This is a genomic window from Janthinobacterium sp. FW305-128 (assembly GCF_020858135.1).
In the GTDB taxonomy this organism is placed as follows: Bacteria; Pseudomonadota; Gammaproteobacteria; order Burkholderiales; family Burkholderiaceae_D; genus Janthinobacterium.
Window position 1 is genome coordinate 76,335 of sequence record NZ_JACYMK010000007.1, and the last position, 15,665, is coordinate 91,999.

The 15,665-nt window shown below is 61.4% G+C and carries 13 protein-coding genes; 6 read left to right on the forward strand and 7 right to left on the reverse strand.

What is annotated here, in order from left to right; genetic code table 11:
* Positions 1–147: 147 nt before the first annotated feature.
* Positions 148–435 carry a hypothetical protein gene (locus IGS60_RS15815; RefSeq protein WP_034757399.1) on the reverse strand — a complete coding sequence of 96 codons (288 nt, stop codon included), beginning with the start codon at positions 433–435 and terminating at the stop codon, positions 148–150.
* A 181-nt stretch (positions 436–616) separates the two neighbouring features.
* Positions 617–1,309, reverse strand: coding sequence for an ABC transporter ATP-binding protein (locus IGS60_RS15820; RefSeq protein WP_230505416.1), 693 nt, complete (start codon positions 1,307–1,309; stop codon positions 617–619).
* A gap of 321 nt (positions 1,310–1,630) precedes the next feature.
* On the opposite strand from IGS60_RS15820, the gene egtD reads away from it, so the two are divergent.
* Positions 1,631–2,623, forward strand: a complete 993-nt coding sequence (gene egtD, locus IGS60_RS15825) for an L-histidine N(alpha)-methyltransferase (RefSeq protein WP_230505417.1) — start codon at positions 1,631–1,633, stop codon at positions 2,621–2,623.
* 7 nt (positions 2,624–2,630) lie between these two features.
* Positions 2,631–3,863, forward strand: a complete 1,233-nt coding sequence (gene egtB, locus IGS60_RS15830; protein ID WP_230505418.1) for an ergothioneine biosynthesis protein EgtB — start codon at positions 2,631–2,633, stop codon at positions 3,861–3,863.
* A 16-nt stretch (positions 3,864–3,879) separates the two neighbouring features.
* Here the strand turns inward: egtB and IGS60_RS15835 are convergent, their stop codons facing one another.
* The 5 genes from IGS60_RS15835 to IGS60_RS15855 form a co-directional block, all read right to left on the reverse strand.
* Complete coding sequence (locus IGS60_RS15835) at positions 3,880–5,490, reverse strand: methyl-accepting chemotaxis protein (RefSeq protein WP_306798492.1); 1,611 nt, start codon at positions 5,488–5,490, stop codon at positions 3,880–3,882.
* A 331-nt stretch (positions 5,491–5,821) separates the two neighbouring features.
* Positions 5,822–7,528: a 2-isopropylmalate synthase gene (gene leuA / locus IGS60_RS15840; RefSeq protein ID WP_070219528.1), complete on the reverse strand. Its 1,707-nt coding sequence runs from the start codon at positions 7,526–7,528 to the stop codon at positions 5,822–5,824.
* 354 nt (positions 7,529–7,882) lie between these two features.
* Positions 7,883–8,152, reverse strand: a complete 270-nt coding sequence (locus IGS60_RS15845) for a barstar family protein (protein WP_230505419.1) — start codon at positions 8,150–8,152, stop codon at positions 7,883–7,885.
* Between the two features lie 14 nt (positions 8,153–8,166).
* The gene (locus IGS60_RS15850; RefSeq protein WP_230505420.1) at positions 8,167–8,829 is read right to left on the reverse strand and encodes a hypothetical protein; all 663 of its coding nucleotides are present in this window, start codon (positions 8,827–8,829) and stop codon (positions 8,167–8,169) included.
* 98 nt (positions 8,830–8,927) lie between these two features.
* Positions 8,928–9,374, reverse strand: a complete 447-nt coding sequence (locus IGS60_RS15855; protein ID WP_230505421.1) for a hypothetical protein — start codon at positions 9,372–9,374, stop codon at positions 8,928–8,930.
* A 178-nt stretch (positions 9,375–9,552) separates the two neighbouring features.
* Here IGS60_RS15855 and IGS60_RS15860 point away from each other — a divergent pair, with 178 nt between their 5' ends.
* The 4 genes from IGS60_RS15860 (at position 9,553) to carB (ending at position 15,636) form a co-directional block, all read left to right on the forward strand.
* Positions 9,553–10,461, forward strand: a complete 909-nt coding sequence (locus IGS60_RS15860) for a patatin-like phospholipase family protein (protein ID WP_121669134.1) — start codon at positions 9,553–9,555, stop codon at positions 10,459–10,461.
* A 70-nt stretch (positions 10,462–10,531) separates the two neighbouring features.
* On the forward strand, positions 10,532–10,939 hold the full coding sequence (locus IGS60_RS15865) for a heme-binding protein (RefSeq protein ID WP_070219521.1): 408 nt from the start codon (positions 10,532–10,534) through the stop codon (positions 10,937–10,939).
* 295 nt (positions 10,940–11,234) lie between these two features.
* Entirely contained in the window at positions 11,235–12,413 is a 1,179-nt protein-coding gene (gene carA, locus IGS60_RS15870; protein ID WP_070291680.1) for a glutamine-hydrolyzing carbamoyl-phosphate synthase small subunit, read from the forward strand.
* On the forward strand, positions 12,406–15,636 hold the full coding sequence (gene carB / locus IGS60_RS15875) for a carbamoyl-phosphate synthase large subunit (protein WP_070219519.1): 3,231 nt from the start codon (positions 12,406–12,408) through the stop codon (positions 15,634–15,636). Before carA ends, carB begins: the two co-directional genes overlap by 8 nt.
* The last annotated feature ends 29 nt before the right edge of the window (positions 15,637–15,665 follow it).

Sequence of the window (15,665 nt, forward strand, 5' to 3'; positions counted from 1 at the left end):
CAGAGAAACGGTCAGCATGGTTTGGGCTGGGTCTCTTCGCTATCGTGCTCGGATGTTGTGCGGTGAGCGAACTACGCGAATTGTATGGCAAAAGTTCATGGCGCCGGGGACCTGGGTGCCTGGCATGGCATTACAACAGCGGGTGGTTCAATGGACTGGTGTGGCGGACAGTTCCTTCAGTTCGCGGATGGTGATGTCCGATTTTTCATGCATGCGCAATAAAATCGTTGCACCGACCGACAGTTTGCCGTGCCGAATCTTGCTGATGATGGGAGGCTGAACTTCCAGGACGCGGCACAGTTCCGCATCATTTTTCAAGTTCAGCTTCTCGATCAGGGTATCGAGCAGCTTGTTCGGCACAAAACTCGATGGTTCGAGCGCACGCGCCCGGTTCATCGCTTCAATCATTTCCAGCTTCTTTTGTCGAACGTTCATTTACTCCTCCTTCAGGTTATGCAAGGGACGAGACCACTTTTTATATGGTCCCGGCTATAGTTCGTCATCGCAGTACGGCTGTCTGGGTGACGTGACAACATTTGCGTTACAACATTGATAACCAGGCAAGTGTTTTCAATAATACTACGATAACAAAACTTGTGACAGATGGTCAGTTAAATTAACTGATTGTTTGATCAATTTGGTTGACGGTTGTTGTATTTTGTAAGCCGCTTTTCGTCAGAATCATGGTCCGGTCCGCCATTTCGGCGGCGGCCAGCGAGTGCGTGACCATGATCGCGCAACTGCCGTTGGCCTTGATTTCGGCGCGCAGCAATTGCAGGATGTTGTGCGCCGTGTCCGGGTCGAGGTTGCCGGTGGGCTCATCTGCCAGCACCAGCGCCGGCTTGTGCACGAGTGCGCGGGCGATGGCCACGCGCTGCATTTCGCCGCCCGACAATTGCTGCGGAAAGTCGCCGCCGCGTCCGCCCAGGCCGACGGCCTCGAGCATGCTGGCGGCACGCTCCTGGGGCAGTCCGTTGAGCAGCAGCGGCAGGGCCACGTTTTGCAGCAGGGTCAGGTGCGGCAAGACGTGGAAAGCCTGGAAGATAAAGCCCATGCGGGCGCGACGCAGCCGGGTGGCGGCGGCGTCATCGAGGCTGGACATGGCAATGCCGTCCACCAGGATAGGGTGCGCTTCGGCACCCGCATCGGGCGTATCGAGGCCGGCGATCAGGTTCAGCAAGGTCGACTTGCCCACGCCCGAATCGCCCATGATGGCGATGAATTCCCCCGCCTTGAAGCGGCAGGAAAGGTTGGCCAGCACGGGACGGGCATTGGCATAGGACTTCGACAGATGGCGCAATTCGAGCATGGTGATCTTGATTAATAACGGCTATCGTAAAGGGAGGCACGCGGGGGAGAGGGGGGCCTGGGAACTGCAAGGGGCGCGGATTGTTTGGCCGGCAATGTGTAGTATACGACAGCCTTATCATTTTTGCTGGGTAATACCAATTTTATGTGCATGCCGGCTGTTCGACCTTAAGTTACCTGCCGCACGGCTGGCTTGCGCGGATTCCGCTATGATGGAAAAAAGTCATCGGCAAGGCGCCCGCACACCGCTGCGGCAGGGGCGGCGCGCCCGGTGGCTGACCGTGCAAGCCCTTCGTGAACCTCATATTGACGACGCCAGCCCATGACCATGCCACTCGCGCAACAGCAGTCCGATTTGTATCCCGCCAGCAACGCCAGCGCGGCCAGCGCCACTCCTGTCACGATAGCCGAGATCAGCGCAGGCCTGTTGGCGCGCGATGCGTGGACGTCGCCCAAGTACCTGTACGACGCGCTCGGCTCGAAACTGTTCGAAGCCATCTGCGCCTTGCCCGAGTACTATCCGACGCGCACCGAGGCGGCCATCTTCGCGCGCCACGGCGCCGAGATCGCGCACGCCGTGGGGCCGGGCAGCACCTTGATCGACCTGGGCGCTGGCAATTGCGCCAAGGCCGCCAGTCTGTTTCCGCTGCTGCATCCGGCGCAATATGTGGCCGTGGATATTTCCTACGATTTTCTCAGTGAATCGCTGAGCCGGCTGCAGCAGCGCTTTCCGCATATCGAGATGACGGGTCTGGGCCTGGATTTCTCCAGCCGCCTGGACTTGCCCGACAGCGTGCGCGACGCGCGGCGCCTGTTCTTCTATCCCGGCTCGTCCATCGGCAATTTTGCGCCTGAGCAAGCGACCGCTTTTTTGCGCCGCCTGCGCGCGAACGCGGACGGCGATGGCGGCCTGCTGATCGGCGTCGACCTGATCAAAGAAGACGCCATCCTCGACGCCGCCTATGACGATGCGCTGGGCGTCACGGCCGCTTTTAATCTGAACATGCTGCGCCACGTGAACGGCCTGATCGGCGCCGACTTCGACGTGCGCGCGTGGCGGCACCACGGCTTTTTCAACGCCGACGAGCACCGCGTCGAAATGCACCTGGAAGCGCGCAGCGAACAAGTTGTCCATTGGAAAGGTGGCCAGCGCCGTTTCGCGAAAGGCGAACGCATCCATACAGAGGACAGCTATAAATATACGCGCCCGGCCTTCGTCGGCTTGCTGGAGCAGGCGGGGTTTTCCACCGTGCAAGTCTGGACGGACCCGCAGCAGTGGTTTGCCGTCATTTATGCGCGCATCATCAGGGACTAAGAAAAAGATGCTGATCGATCATTACAATACAGTGCGTCAGCACTCGCTGCGGCTGGCCGAACCCCTGTCCGACGAAGATTGCGGCGCCCAGTCGATGCCGGACGCCAGTCCCGTCAAATGGCACCTCGCGCATACCACCTGGTTTTTCGAAACGTTTATCCTGGAAAGCATGGAAGCGGCGTTCGCGCCATTCCACCCGGCTTTCCGCGTGCTGTTCAACTCGTATTACAACGGCGTGGGCGAGAAGCACCCGCGCGCCCAGCGGGGCTTGCTGACGCGCCCCGGCATGGCGCAGGTGCGCGCTTACCGGGCCGACGTCGATGCGCGCATCGCGCGCCTGCTGGCGGGCGAACTGGCGCGCGACGAACGCGAACGGCTGACCATGCTGCTGGCGCTGGGCCTGGAACACGAGCAGCAGCACCAGGAATTGCTGTTGACGGACGTCAAACACCTGCTGGCGCAGAGCGCCCTGTTTCCTGCCTATCTAGACGGCGCGGTGGCGCCGGCGCGGCAAGCCGCGCAGCCCACGGCCTGGCTCGCCTTCGACGGCGGCCTGGCGCAGATCGGCCATGCGGGCGACGGCTTTTGTTTTGACAATGAATTGCCGCGCCACCCGCAATACGTGGCGCCGTTCGAACTGGCCAGCGCGCTGGTGACGAATGGGGAATTTCTCGCCTTTATCGAGGCGGGCGGCTACCGCACGGCGCATTGGTGGCTGGCTGAAGGCTGGGACTGGGTCCGCACGCAACAGCTGTCCTGCCCGCTGTACTGGCAGTGCGACGAGGCGGGCCGCTGGCAGGAATTCACTTTATCCGGCTTGCGCCCGCTGGACCCGCAGGCGCCGGCCACGCACTTGTCGCTGTTCGAGGCCGATGCGTATGCGCACTGGGCCGGTGCGCGCCTGCCGACGGAAGCGGAGTGGGAAGTGGCGGCGCAGGGCGTCGACATGCAGGTGGGCCAGCTGCATCCGGCGGCCGGCGCGCCGGGAACGGGACTGCGGCAGATGTTCGGTCATTGCTGGCAATGGACCAGCAGCAGCTATGCGCCTTACCCGGGCTACCGCACGGCGCCCGGGGCGCTGGGCGAATACAACGGCAAGTTCATGCTGAACCAGTATGTGCTGCGCGGCTCGTCGTGCGCGACCCCTGCCGGCCATGCGCGCGCCAGCTACCGCAATTTCTTCCCGGCCGGCGCGCGCTGGCAATTTACGGGCATCCGCCTGGCGCGCCAGGTGGAATAAGCAAAGGTGGAATAACTTAGTGCAGGCGCGGGACGGCGGGCGCGTCAGGGCGGGGCGGTGCCTTGGCGCTGGCGTTCTGCTCGAGCTTGAACTGGCTGACGAGGGTTTCCAAGTCGCCCGCCTGTTCATGCATGGCCGCCGCCGCCGCGGCCGCTTCCTCGACCAGGGCCGCGTTCTGTTGCGTCGTCTGGTCCATCTGCATGATGGCCGCATTGATCTGCTCGATGCCTTCGCTCTGCTCGTGGTTGGCGACGCTGATTTCACCGACGATGGCGCTGACCCGGCCCACGCTGGCCACTACTTCATCCATCGTGGCGCCCGCCTGGCTGACCAGCTGCGCGCCCTGGCCGACCCGCGTGACGGAGTCGGCAATGAGTTCCTTGATCTCTTTTGCCGCCGCCGCCGAGCGTTGCGCCAGGTTGCGCACTTCGGATGCCACGACGGCAAAGCCGCGGCCTTGCTCGCCGGCACGCGCCGCTTCCACGGCCGCATTCAGTGCCAGGATATTCGTCTGGAAAGCGATGCCGTCGATGACGGCGATGATGTCGACGATCTTGCGCGACGAGGCATTGATGGCGTCCATGGTGCCGATCACTTCCGCCATGGCCGAGCCGCCGCGCTGCGCAATGGCCGACGCCGAGCGGGCCAGACTGTCGGCCTGGCGCGCATTGTCGCTGTTGCTGCGCACGGTGCCCGTCAGTTCGATCATCGACGAGGCCGTCTCTTCCAGCGCGCTGGCCTGCGCCTCGGTGCGGGCCGACAGGTCGGCATTGCCGCTGGCGATCTGGCTCGACGCCACGGCGATCGTACCCGTGCCGCCGCGCACTTGCCCCACGAGGGTGGCCAGGTTGGTGTTCATGTCGCGCAAGGCCTGCAGCAGCTGGCCCGCTTCATCCTTGCCGTCGGCCGCGATCTTGCTGCTCAAGTCGCCTCCAGCCACGGCTTGCGCCACGCGCAGTGCATACGCGATCGGCGTGGTGATCGAGCGCGTGACCCGCCAGGCAAAGAGCACGCCCAGCAGCAGGGCGGCCGTGCCCAGGCTGGCCATCAGCACATTCGCCGCGGAAATATTCTGCTGGATTTGCTGGCCGCCATGCACGACCACGCCGCGCTGAATTTCATTCAGGCGGTTCACCGTCTTTTGCAGTTGGTTCAGGGCGGGCAGGGTATCGTCGCGCACGTGCTTGGCCGCTTCCGCGCGCTGCCCCGCCACCAGCAGCTTGTCTGCCTGGCTGAACGAGACGACATAGGCCTTGCGCTGCTGCTTCAGGGTGGCCAGCAGTTCCTTGCCTTCCGGCAGCACGATCAGGCGGTCGAGGATGGCCAGCGCATCGGTGATGGTGGCCTTGTTGGCATCGATTTCGCCATGGATGGCGTTGGCGCGGGCTGGATCTTCATGGATGAACAGTTCCAGCACCAATGCCGCGTTCGAACGCGTCGTGCTGCGGATGGTGGCGATGGCGTCCGCCTTGGCCCAGTCTTTCTCGATGATGGACTCGCTGAGCGCGCCGATCTTGTCCAGCCGGAACAGGCCCGTTCCCACCAGCACTGCCATCAGCAGCAGCACCACGCCAAAGCCGGCACCCAGGCGCGCGCCTATCTTCATATCCGTCAATTTCATACTCATTCACTCATTCCCTCGGTAGCGAAAGTAATCCTCAAGAAATTATTGGCAATTTATAGCGAACAGAAACAGATGTGATGCTAGGCGCGCTCTGCGACGCAGTGCAAGCACTGCTAGCGGAGGGCAACAAAGCAGCACGCTGTTTATGGAAGCTAGAAATGACAAGAATTTATTGGGGGTTACTTTTAAATCTGTCCCCGGTGGTCTTATTATGAGTCGATTATACGGCGCGTGATACTTCTTTTGCAGCAACAATTGCCTTGCGGAAATGAAAAAGCGGCACGGCGATCAAGCCGTACCGCTTTTTTTCCCTGTGCGAGAGGGAATGCAGTCCTTAGACGGCGCTCGCCGCCACGTTGGCCGTTGTTGTTTTTTCGGCTTCCGTCTGCCCGATGCGGCGGTTCACGGCCGACAGCACGGCCTTGAACGAGGCGGTGACGATGTTGCTGTCGATGGCGGCGCCGAACAGGGTCGGGCCGTTATCGAGGCGCAATTCCACGTAGCACGCCGCTTGCGCGTTGGCGCCGGAGCCGATCGAGTGTTCGTGGTAATCCATCAGCTTGATGTCGAGACCGAGCGCATTGACGAAGGCGTCGATGGGGCCGTTGCCACCGCCTTGCAGGGCCAATGGCGTCTGGCGGTGCGACAGGCTGATGTCGATCTGCACGGACTCGTCGCTGCTCGTGTCTTCCACCATGCGGTGCGAAGCGTAGGCGTACGGCGCCGTTTGCTCCAAGTATTCCTTCTGGAAGATTTCATGGATATCCTGCGCGGCGATTTCGCGGCCCGTGGCGTCGGCCACGGCTTGCACGGCGCGCGAGAATTCGATCTGCAGGCGGCGCGGCAAGACCAGGCCGTATTCCTGTTCCAGCAGGTACGCCATGCCGCCCTTGCCGGACTGGCTGTTGACGCGGATCACGGCGTCGTAGCTGCGGCCCAGGTCGGCCGGGTCGATCGGCAAGTACGGCACTTCCCAGATGCTGTCCGGTTGTTGCTTGGCGAAACCTTTCTTGATCGCATCCTGGTGCGAGCCGGAGAAGGCCGTAAACACCAGGTCGCCCGCATACGGGTGGCGCGGGTGGACGGGCAACTGGTTGCATTCTTCCACGCACTTGCGCACGGTATCGATATCGGAGAAATCGAGGCCAGGGTGCACGCCTTGCGTGTACAAGTTCATCGCCAACGTCACCAGGTCGACGTTGCCCGTGCGCTCGCCATTGCCGAACAAGCAGCCTTCCACGCGGTCGGCGCCCGCCATTACGGCCAGCTCGGCCGACGCGACGGCCGTGCCGCGGTCGTTATGCGGGTGCACGCTGATGATGATGGAATCGCGGCGCGCCAGTTTGCGCGACATCCATTCGATCTGGTCCGCATACACGTTGGGCGTGCTGCATTCCACGGTTGATGGCAGGTTGATGATCATCTTGTTGGCCGGCGTCGGCTTCCAGATGGCGCTGACGGCGTCGCAGATATGCTTGGAGAAATCGAGTTCCGTGGTGGAGAACGATTCCGGCGTGTATTCAAAGCCCCATTCCGTTTCCGGATGCTGGGCCACCAGCTGTTTTACCAGGGTAGTGCCGGTGGTGGCGATAGTCGTGATTTCTTCGCGCGACATGCCGAACACGACCTTGCGGAACACGGGCGCCACGGAGTTGTACAGGTGGACGATGGCGCGTTTGGCGCCGACGACGGATTCCACCGTGCGGCGGATCAATTCTTCGCGCGACTGGGTCAGCACGATGATGGTGACGTCGTCCGGAATGCGGCCTTCATCGACAAGCTTGCGCACGAAATCGAAATCCGTCTGCGATGCCGATGGGAAACCCACTTCGATTTCCTTCAGGCCGATGGCGATCAGCATCTCGAAGAACCGCAGCTTCTTTTCCGCGCTCATCGGCTCGATCAAGGACTGATTGCCGTCGCGCAAGTCGGTGCTCATCCAGATCGGCGGTTTGCTGATGATCTGGTTCGGCCATTGACGGTCGGTCAATTTAACTGGAGGAAAGGCGCGGTATTTGGAAGCTGGGTTTTGCAACATCATGATCGGGTACTCCTGAAGATAGGGGGGGAAATCAATGGTTGTGGCGCAAGCTTGCCGGGCGGCCACGCAACACTAGGCCAGGCAAGCGATCGGTAGCGGTAGCAGTGCGGCCGCGATGCCGGCAGGGGCGGTCGCAGCGGGGATTACGTGTACGTATGGGGATGGTGCAAACATCATCAAACCTTCCAGGGTTTTTGAAACACGCCGGCGTGTGGCCAGGCGAAGCAATGCGGCAAACTTATGCGCGTGCTAGTAGTAGTCGCGATAGCGACAGCAGGGAAGGGGAGGAATGTTTGAAGGAGGACATGCACTCAATGTAAGGGATGTCGGGCGGGGCTGTCAAGCGTTTCCGTTTTACATGTAGTGCACGTGTGATGCCCCGTTCGGCATTTCCTGCCGCGCGCGTTCCAGGCAGCGCCGCAACAGGGCCGCATCGCGGGGCAGCCGCGACGCGAGCTCCTGCCAGCCCAGCAGCTCCAGCTGTTGCGGCATGTCCACCAGGCCCGTGATGGCATCCCATAACGCATCCCAGTTCATGCCGTAGAAGGAAGGGAAATCCAGTGCGGCCGCCAGCGCCGCGTGCAACTGGCGCGCGGTGTTGATTTCGCTCAAGTCGATTGTCACCAGCGCCGGTCGATTCACAATATGCCCTTGAGCAAGTTCTGCAGGTTTTGCCGCATGCCGCCCACCACCGCCTCGTGCTGCTCCAGGATGGCGGGCGCATCCTTGAATGGTGCCGGGTCCAGGTACAGGCGCGGCAAGTCGGCCACGGCCACGCCGCGCGGGCCGCCGCGCAGGATCTCGTCCACATGCTTGTTGATCGCGTCGATGGCAGCCTGGATGCGCGGCGTGGAAGATGCCGCCAGGCAGGCGGCCAGCGCGGCGTCGAGTTCGGCGCGCGCTGGCGCCTGCGGCAGCACGGGGGCGGCGATCTGTTCCAGCGGCGACATGTTGACGGCGGGCTTGCGGTACGCGAGCAAGGCATCGAGCGCCATCAGCCGGTGCGCGCCGCCCCGTTGCAGCCAGTCAACGATTTGCGGCCACGGCGTGTCCAGCAGGGCCGCCGCCACGCCCCATTGTCCCGCCACGGGCGAGTCGATATTGGCGTCGATCCAGGCGATTGCGGCCGGATTGCCCGTGTAGGCCAGCAGGATGGCGTTCGACGAGCGCAGCATGGGTGCCTGCGTGGCGAGGATGGCGCTCAGCCAGGCGAGGGCGCCGTCGGGCGGCTGCCGCGATAACTGTTGTGCAAATGGGGCGCTCAGGACGCGGCTGTCGGAAAATTGATATTCGTTGGACATGTTGACTGATTCGGCGAGTGATAGGCGGTTGGGACGATTCTGCATGCGAGCCAGCTACCCGGCGGGTGCTCTTCGCTTGGCCCATGGCCCGGACGCTGCTATTGCTCCGATTTTTGGCAGCGAGCGGAAAATGGCAAGGCGGTGCTGTTTTCAAACGGAGAATTGAATTCGCCCTTTACTTGCGTCAAGTTGCCGCTAAAGCGCATGGTCAGCGGGCCGCTGCTTGGCCCTGCGTCATATGTGCAAGACAAGCTGTCGCCGCTTTGCCGGCAATCGTAGAAATTACTCGCTTTGCCGCGCCCGTCAATGATGTGGGTGCCTTGCGCGCCGTGCCGGTCGGGGGCGTCGAAGCTGAGTTCAATCGTGTGCTCCCCCTGATCATTGGGAATCTGTATGTTACCCGTGCAGGTGAAGCCCGCCATCCTTTCCGCGATGCTATCTGAGCGCTGCGCCCCGGCGGGGGTGGCGTTGGCGCAGGCTGCACCGAGTAGGGTGGCAACGAGCAAGCATGGGTGCGCGATGAAGCGGAACAGGTCTGTTTTCATAAGCCAGGAGGTGGTGAGGTGGGAAACCAGGCGCCAGTCTAGCAGCCGGCGTGGCGCGCACGGTTCGCAATCTTGTCACTATAAACATTTAAGACCGCCTTCAGTGCTGCCGGCTCCGCTTGCGCTACAATCGGCTCTCCTTTATTGCCACTGCCGCGCGCGGTTCTCTTCTGCCACCATGTTCCCTAAACGCCTGACCCTGCTTGCCCTGGCCGCCTTCGTGCTGGCCGGTTGCGATACCACCGCCCCGAAACCCGTACAAGTATTGACGCCGCCCGAACCCGTCGTCGCTCCCCGCAAGATCAAGATCGGCCTGGCGCTGGGCGGCGGCGCGGCGCGCGGTTTTGCGCACATCGGCGTGATCAAGGCGCTCGAATCGCAGGGCATCCATGCCGACATCGTCACCGGCACCAGCGCCGGCAGCGTGGTGGGCGCCCTGTATGCGGCAGGCAACTCGGGCTTCACCTTGCAAAAGATGGCCTTCGACATGGACGAGGCGGCCATTTCCGACTGGGCCTTGCCCCTGTTCGGCAAGTCGTCCGGCGTGCTGAAAGGCGAAGCGCTGCAAAGCTATGTCAACAAGGCGGTCGGCGGCGTGTCGCTGGAAAAGCTGAAGATTCCGTTTGGCGTGGTGGCGACCGACCTCAAAAATGGCCAGCCGATCCTGTTCCAGCGCGGTAACACCGGCATGGCCGTGCGCGCCTCGTCGGCCGTGCCCGGCGTGTTCCAGCCCGTGACGATCGCCGGCCATACCTATGTCGATGGCGGCCTCGTCGCTCCCGTGCCCGTGCGCTTTGCGCGCGACATGGGCGCCGACTTCATCATCGCCGTGAATATTTCGTCGCAAACGGATACGCAAAAGGCCATCAGTTCGATGGAAGTCATCATGCAAACCTTCGCCATCATGGGTCAGCGCATCAATCAGTTTGAATTGAAAGATGCGGACGTGGTGATCCAGCCCAGCCTGGGCACCATGAAGGGCAACGATTTCAACAGCCGCAACCAGGCCATCCTGGCGGGCGAGCAGGCGACGTTTGCCGTCATGGCGCAGCTCAAGCAAAAGCTGAAAGCCAAACGCGAGCAGTAGGCGATCATGACGCGATCGCGCCGCTGCGCATTTCGTATACAATTTTGCTTTAACATAACAAGGATGTCTCATGCAATCGAAACCGATTTTGACCCTGGACGACGTAAAGAAAATCGCTGCCGCCGCCGAAGCGGAAGCGGTCAAGAATAACTGGGCGGTCACGATCGCCATCGTCGACGACGGCGGCCATCTGGTATGGCTGCAGCGCATGGATGGCGTGGCGCCGATCTCGTCGCACATCGCCCCATCGAAAGCCAAGACGGCCGCGCTGGGCCGCCGCGAATCGCGCATCTATGAAGAGATGATCAACGGCGGCCGCGTGTCGTTCCTGAGCGCCCCGGAAATCGACGGCTTGCTCGAAGGCGGCGTGCCCATCGTGTACGACGGCCACTACGTGGGCGCCGTCGGCGTCTCGGGCGTGAAATCAGCCGAGGATGCGCAAATCGCCAAAGCGGGTATTGCAGCTCTGACGGCCTAAGTACTACCCGTAGCTGCAGAACTAGCCGCTCCGCGCAAGCCGGGCGGCTTTTTTCATGGGGCGCAGGATTTATGTTGCTGCGCAAAAAAATGCCGGGCTTTCTGAATTTTCTTCCTTGTGGAAAAGCTTCCTTTTGGTTATAATTCAAAGGTTTAGCCAATCACACATATACCGTAGCGACTACCCATCCCCTCATTCAAAATGACCGTTGAAACACCCTGAGTGCATCTGGCTCGGGTATCTAGGCGGTCGGTCTGACGTGGCGCAGCTACGGTAACTTTATCAGGAGTTGCCCTTGCCGCCATTTTTTTCTGGCCCTGCCGTTCCAGCCATATTAGCGCTTGCTGATGGAACGATCTTTAAAGGTTTTTCGATCGGTGCCGCCGGTCATACCACGGGCGAGGTTGTTTTCAACACCTCGATGACCGGGTATCAGGAAATCCTTACCGACCCAAGCTATTGCCGCCAGATGGTCACCCTGACCTATCCGCATATCGGCAATACGGGCGTCAATCCCGAAGACGTCGAGTCTTCCAAGGTACACGCCGCTGGCCTCATCATCCGCGATCTGCCATTGCTGGCATCCAATTTCCGTTCCACGCTCTCCCTGTCCGATTACCTGAAAGCTGAAAATATCGTCGCCATCGCCGGCATCGATACACGCAAGCTCACGCGCATCCTGCGTGAAAAAGGTGCGCAGGGCGGCGCCATCCTCGTCGGTACGCAAGGCAATGAGCCATCCGCCGCGCAAGCGCTGGAACTGGCCCGCTCCTTCCCCGGCCTGGCCGGCATGGACCTGGCCAAAGTAGTGTCGGCCCCGGCTGCTTATGAATACCGCGAAACGGAATGGACCCTGGGCGAAGGCTACGGCCAGCTGGCTGACGCGGACGCGAAATACCACGTGGTCGCCTTCGACTACGGCGTCAAGCGCAACATCCTGCGCATGCTGACGGCGCGCGGCTGCAAAGTCACCGTGCTGCCCGCGCAAGCGACGGCGGCCGACGCCCTGGCGCTGAATCCGGACGGCATCTTCCTGTCGAACGGCCCCGGCGACCCGGAACCGTGCGACTACGCCATCGCGGCGACCCGCGAGTTGATCGAGAAGGGTATCCCGACCTTCGGCATCTGCCTTGGCCACCAGATCATGGCGCTCGCTTCCGGCGCGAAAACCTTGAAGATGAAGTTCGGCCACCACGGCGCCAACCACCCGGTGCAAGACCTGGAAACGAAGCAGGTCTTGATTACCTCGCAAAACCACGGTTTCGCAGTCGACGCGGCAACCTTGCCCGCGAATTGCCGCGTGACCCATGAATCGCTGTTCGACGGCTCCCTGCAAGGCTTTGCCCGCACGGACAAGCCGGCCTTCTGCTTCCAGGGCCACCCTGAAGCGTCGCCGGGCCCGATGGATGTTGCTTACCTGTTTGACCGCTTCATCAACTTGATGGCTGCGGAGGAGAAAAAGAAAAATGCCTAAACGTTTAGATATCAAAAGTATTCTGATTATTGGCGCTGGCCCGATCGTGATCGGCCAGGCCTGCGAATTCGATTATTCCGGCGCGCAAGCGTGCAAGGCCCTGCGCGAAGAGGGCTACAAAGTCATCCTGGTCAACAGCAATCCTGCGACCATCATGACAGATCCGGAAATGGCCGACGTGACCTATATCGAACCGATCACCTGGTCGGTCGTTGAGCGCATCATCGCCAAGGAGCGTCCTGACGCCATCCTGCCGACGATGGGCGGCCAGACGGCGCTGAACTGCGCGCTGGACCTGTTCAACAATGGCGTGCTGGCGAAATACAACGTCGAGCTGATCGGCGCATCGCCGGAAGCCATCGACAAGGCCGAAGACCGCTCCAAGTTCAAGGATGCGATGACCAAGATCGGCCTCGGTTCGGCCCGTTCCGGCGTGGCGCACTCGATGGAAGAATCGTGGGCCGTGCAGCGCACCCTGGGCTTCCCGACCATCATCCGTCCATCGTTCACCATGGGCGGTTCCGGCGGCGGCATCGCCTACAACGAAGAAGAATTCGAAACCATCTGCAAGCGCGGCCTGGAAGCATCGCCGACGAAAGAGCTGCTGATCGAAGAATCGTTGCTGGGCTGGAAAGAGTACGAGATGGAAGTGGTGCGCGACAAGGCGGACAACTGCATCATCATCTGCTCGATCGAAAACCTCGACCCGATGGGCGTGCACACGGGCGACTCGATTACCGTCGCTCCTGCGCAAACGCTGACGGACAAGGAATACCAGATCATGCGCAATGCCAGTCTGGCAGTGCTGCGCGAGATCGGCGTCGACACGGGCGGCTCGAACGTGCAATTCTCGATCAACCCTGTCGATGGCCGCATGATCGTCATCGAGATGAACCCGCGCGTATCGCGTTCGTCGGCCCTGGCATCGAAAGCGACGGGTTTTCCGATCGCCAAGATCGCCGCCAAGCTGGCCGTCGGTTTCACCCTGGACGAGCTGCGCAATGAAATCACGGGCGGCGCCACGCCGGCATCGTTCGAACCGTCGATCGATTACGTCGTCACCAAGATTCCCCGTTTCACGTTCGAGAAATTCCCGACCGCCGACCACCACCTGACGACGCAGATGAAATCCGTCGGCGAAGTGATGGCGATCGGCCGTACCTTCCAGGAATCGTTCCAGAAAGCCTTGCGCGGCCTGGAAGTGGGCGTGGACGGCATGAACGAAAAGACCAAGGACCGCGAAAAGATCGAAGAAGAACTGGGCGAGCCTGGTCCTGAGCGCATCTGGTACGTGGGCGACGCGTTTGCCCAAGGTTTTACCCTGGAAGAAGTGCACCAGCTGACCAAGATCGACCCATGGTTCCTGATCCAGATCAAGGAAATCGTCGACCTGGAACTGTGGCTCGATACGCAGAAGCTGGAAAACCTGGACAAGAACACCCTGTACAAGTTGAAGCAGAAGGGCTTCTCGGACCGCCGCCTGGGCTTCCTGCTACAGACGACCGACACGGCCGTGCGCCAGCAGCGCCATGCGCTGAACATCCGTCCCGTCTACAAGCGCGTCGACACGTGCGCGGCCGAGTTCTCGACCGACACGGCGTACATGTATTCCACGTACGACGAAGAGTGCGAATCGAATCCGACCGACAAGAAAAAGATCATGGTGCTGGGCGGTGGCCCGAACCGTATCGGCCAGGGTATCGAGTTTGACTATTGCTGCGTCCACGCGGCCCTCGCCATGCGCGAAGACGGCTACGAAACCATCATGGTCAATTGCAACCCGGAAACGGTTTCCACCGACTATGATACTTCGGACCGCCTGTACTTTGAATCGCTGACGCTGGAAGACGTGCTGGAAATCGTCGCCATCGAAAAACCGGTCGGCGTGATCGTGCAGTACGGCGGCCAGACGCCATTGAAACTGGCGCTGGACCTGGAAGCGAATGGCGTGCCTATCATCGGCACCTCGCCCGACATGATCGATGCGGCCGAAGACCGCGAACGTTTCCAGCAGATGCTGCACAAGCTGGAACTGCGCCAGCCGCCTAACCGCACCGCGCGCACGGAAGCCGACGCCCTGGCGCTGGCGCAGGAAATCGGCTACCCGCTGGTCGTGCGTCCATCGTACGTGCTGGGCGGGCGCGCCATGGAAATCGTCCACGAGCAACGCGACCTCGAGCGCTACATGCGCGAAGCCGTCAAGGTCTCGCACGATTCGCCGGTGCTGCTGGACCGCTTCCTGAACGACGCCATCGAGTGCGACGTCGATTGCATCTCCGACGGCGAAACGACGTTCATTGGCGGCGTAATGGAACACATCGAACAGGCTGGCGTCCACTCGGGCGACTCGGCTTGCTCCTTGCCGCCATACTCGCTGGCACCGGAAACCATTGAGGAACTGAAACGCCAGACGGCGCTGATGGCCAAGGGCTTGAACGTGGTCGGCCTGATGAATGTGCAATTTGCTATCCAGAAACAGGAGATCGATGGCGCAATGAAAGACGTCGTCTTCGTGCTGGAAGTCAATCCGCGTGCGTCGCGCACCGTGCCTTTCGTCTCGAAAGCCACGGGTCTGCAACTGGCGAAGATCGCCGCGCGCTGCATGGTCGGCCAATCGCTGGCGTCGCAGGGCATCACGCAGGAAGTCGTGCCGCCATATTTCAGCGTCAAGGAAGCTGTGTTCCCGTTCGTCAAGTTCCCGGGCGTGGACACCATCCTCGGCCCTGAAATGAAATCGACGGGCGAAGTCATGGGCGTAGGCCTGACGTTCGGCGAAGCGTTTGTGAAATCGCAACTGGGCGCCGGCGTCAACCTGCCAAAATCGGGCAAGGTCTTCATCAGCGTGAAAGCGTCGGACAAGCCGCGCGCCGTGCAAGTGGCGCGCGACCTGGTCGAGTCCGGTTTCACCGTGGTCGCCACCAAGGGCACCGCCGCCGTGATCGCTGCTGCCGGCATCGCCGTCACGCCAGTGAACAAGGTGATCGAAGGCCGTCCGCACGTGGTCGACATGATCAAGAACCATGAAATCGTGCTGGTGATTAACACCGTGGAAGAAAAGCGCAGCGCCATCGTCGATTCGCGGGCCATCCGCACGTCGGCCCTGGCCTCGCGCGTGACGACCTACACGACCATCGCGGGCGCGGAAGCGGCCGTCGAAGGCATCCGCCATCTGGATGAGTTGCGTGTGTATGATTTGCAAGGTCTGCACAAGACCTTGAACTAAGTGCGTTTGCAGTGACCGCCGTTAGGCGG

What these genes read in the sequence shown, in the direction of transcription:
- IGS60_RS15815 (WP_034757399.1), bottom strand. Translation starts at nt 435, where the DNA reads ATGAACGTTCGACAAAAGAAGCTGGAAATGATTGAAGCGATGAACCGG.
- IGS60_RS15820 (WP_230505416.1), bottom strand. Translation starts at nt 1,309, where the DNA reads ATGCTCGAATTGCGCCATCTGTCGAAGTCCTATGCCAATGCCCGTCCC.
- egtD (WP_230505417.1), top strand. Translation starts at nt 1,631, where the DNA reads ATGACCATGCCACTCGCGCAACAGCAGTCCGATTTGTATCCCGCCAGC.
- egtB (WP_230505418.1), top strand. Translation starts at nt 2,631, where the DNA reads ATGCTGATCGATCATTACAATACAGTGCGTCAGCACTCGCTGCGGCTG.
- IGS60_RS15835 (WP_306798492.1), bottom strand. Translation starts at nt 5,490, where the DNA reads ATGAGTATGAAATTGACGGATATGAAGATAGGCGCGCGCCTGGGTGCC.
- leuA (WP_070219528.1), bottom strand. Translation starts at nt 7,528, where the DNA reads ATGATGTTGCAAAACCCAGCTTCCAAATACCGCGCCTTTCCTCCAGTT.
- IGS60_RS15850 (WP_230505420.1), bottom strand. Translation starts at nt 8,829, where the DNA reads ATGTCCAACGAATATCAATTTTCCGACAGCCGCGTCCTGAGCGCCCCA.
- IGS60_RS15855 (WP_230505421.1), bottom strand. Translation starts at nt 9,374, where the DNA reads ATGAAAACAGACCTGTTCCGCTTCATCGCGCACCCATGCTTGCTCGTT.
- IGS60_RS15860 (WP_121669134.1), top strand. Translation starts at nt 9,553, where the DNA reads ATGTTCCCTAAACGCCTGACCCTGCTTGCCCTGGCCGCCTTCGTGCTG.
- IGS60_RS15865 (WP_070219521.1), top strand. Translation starts at nt 10,532, where the DNA reads ATGCAATCGAAACCGATTTTGACCCTGGACGACGTAAAGAAAATCGCT.
- carB (WP_070219519.1), top strand. Translation starts at nt 12,406, where the DNA reads ATGCCTAAACGTTTAGATATCAAAAGTATTCTGATTATTGGCGCTGGC.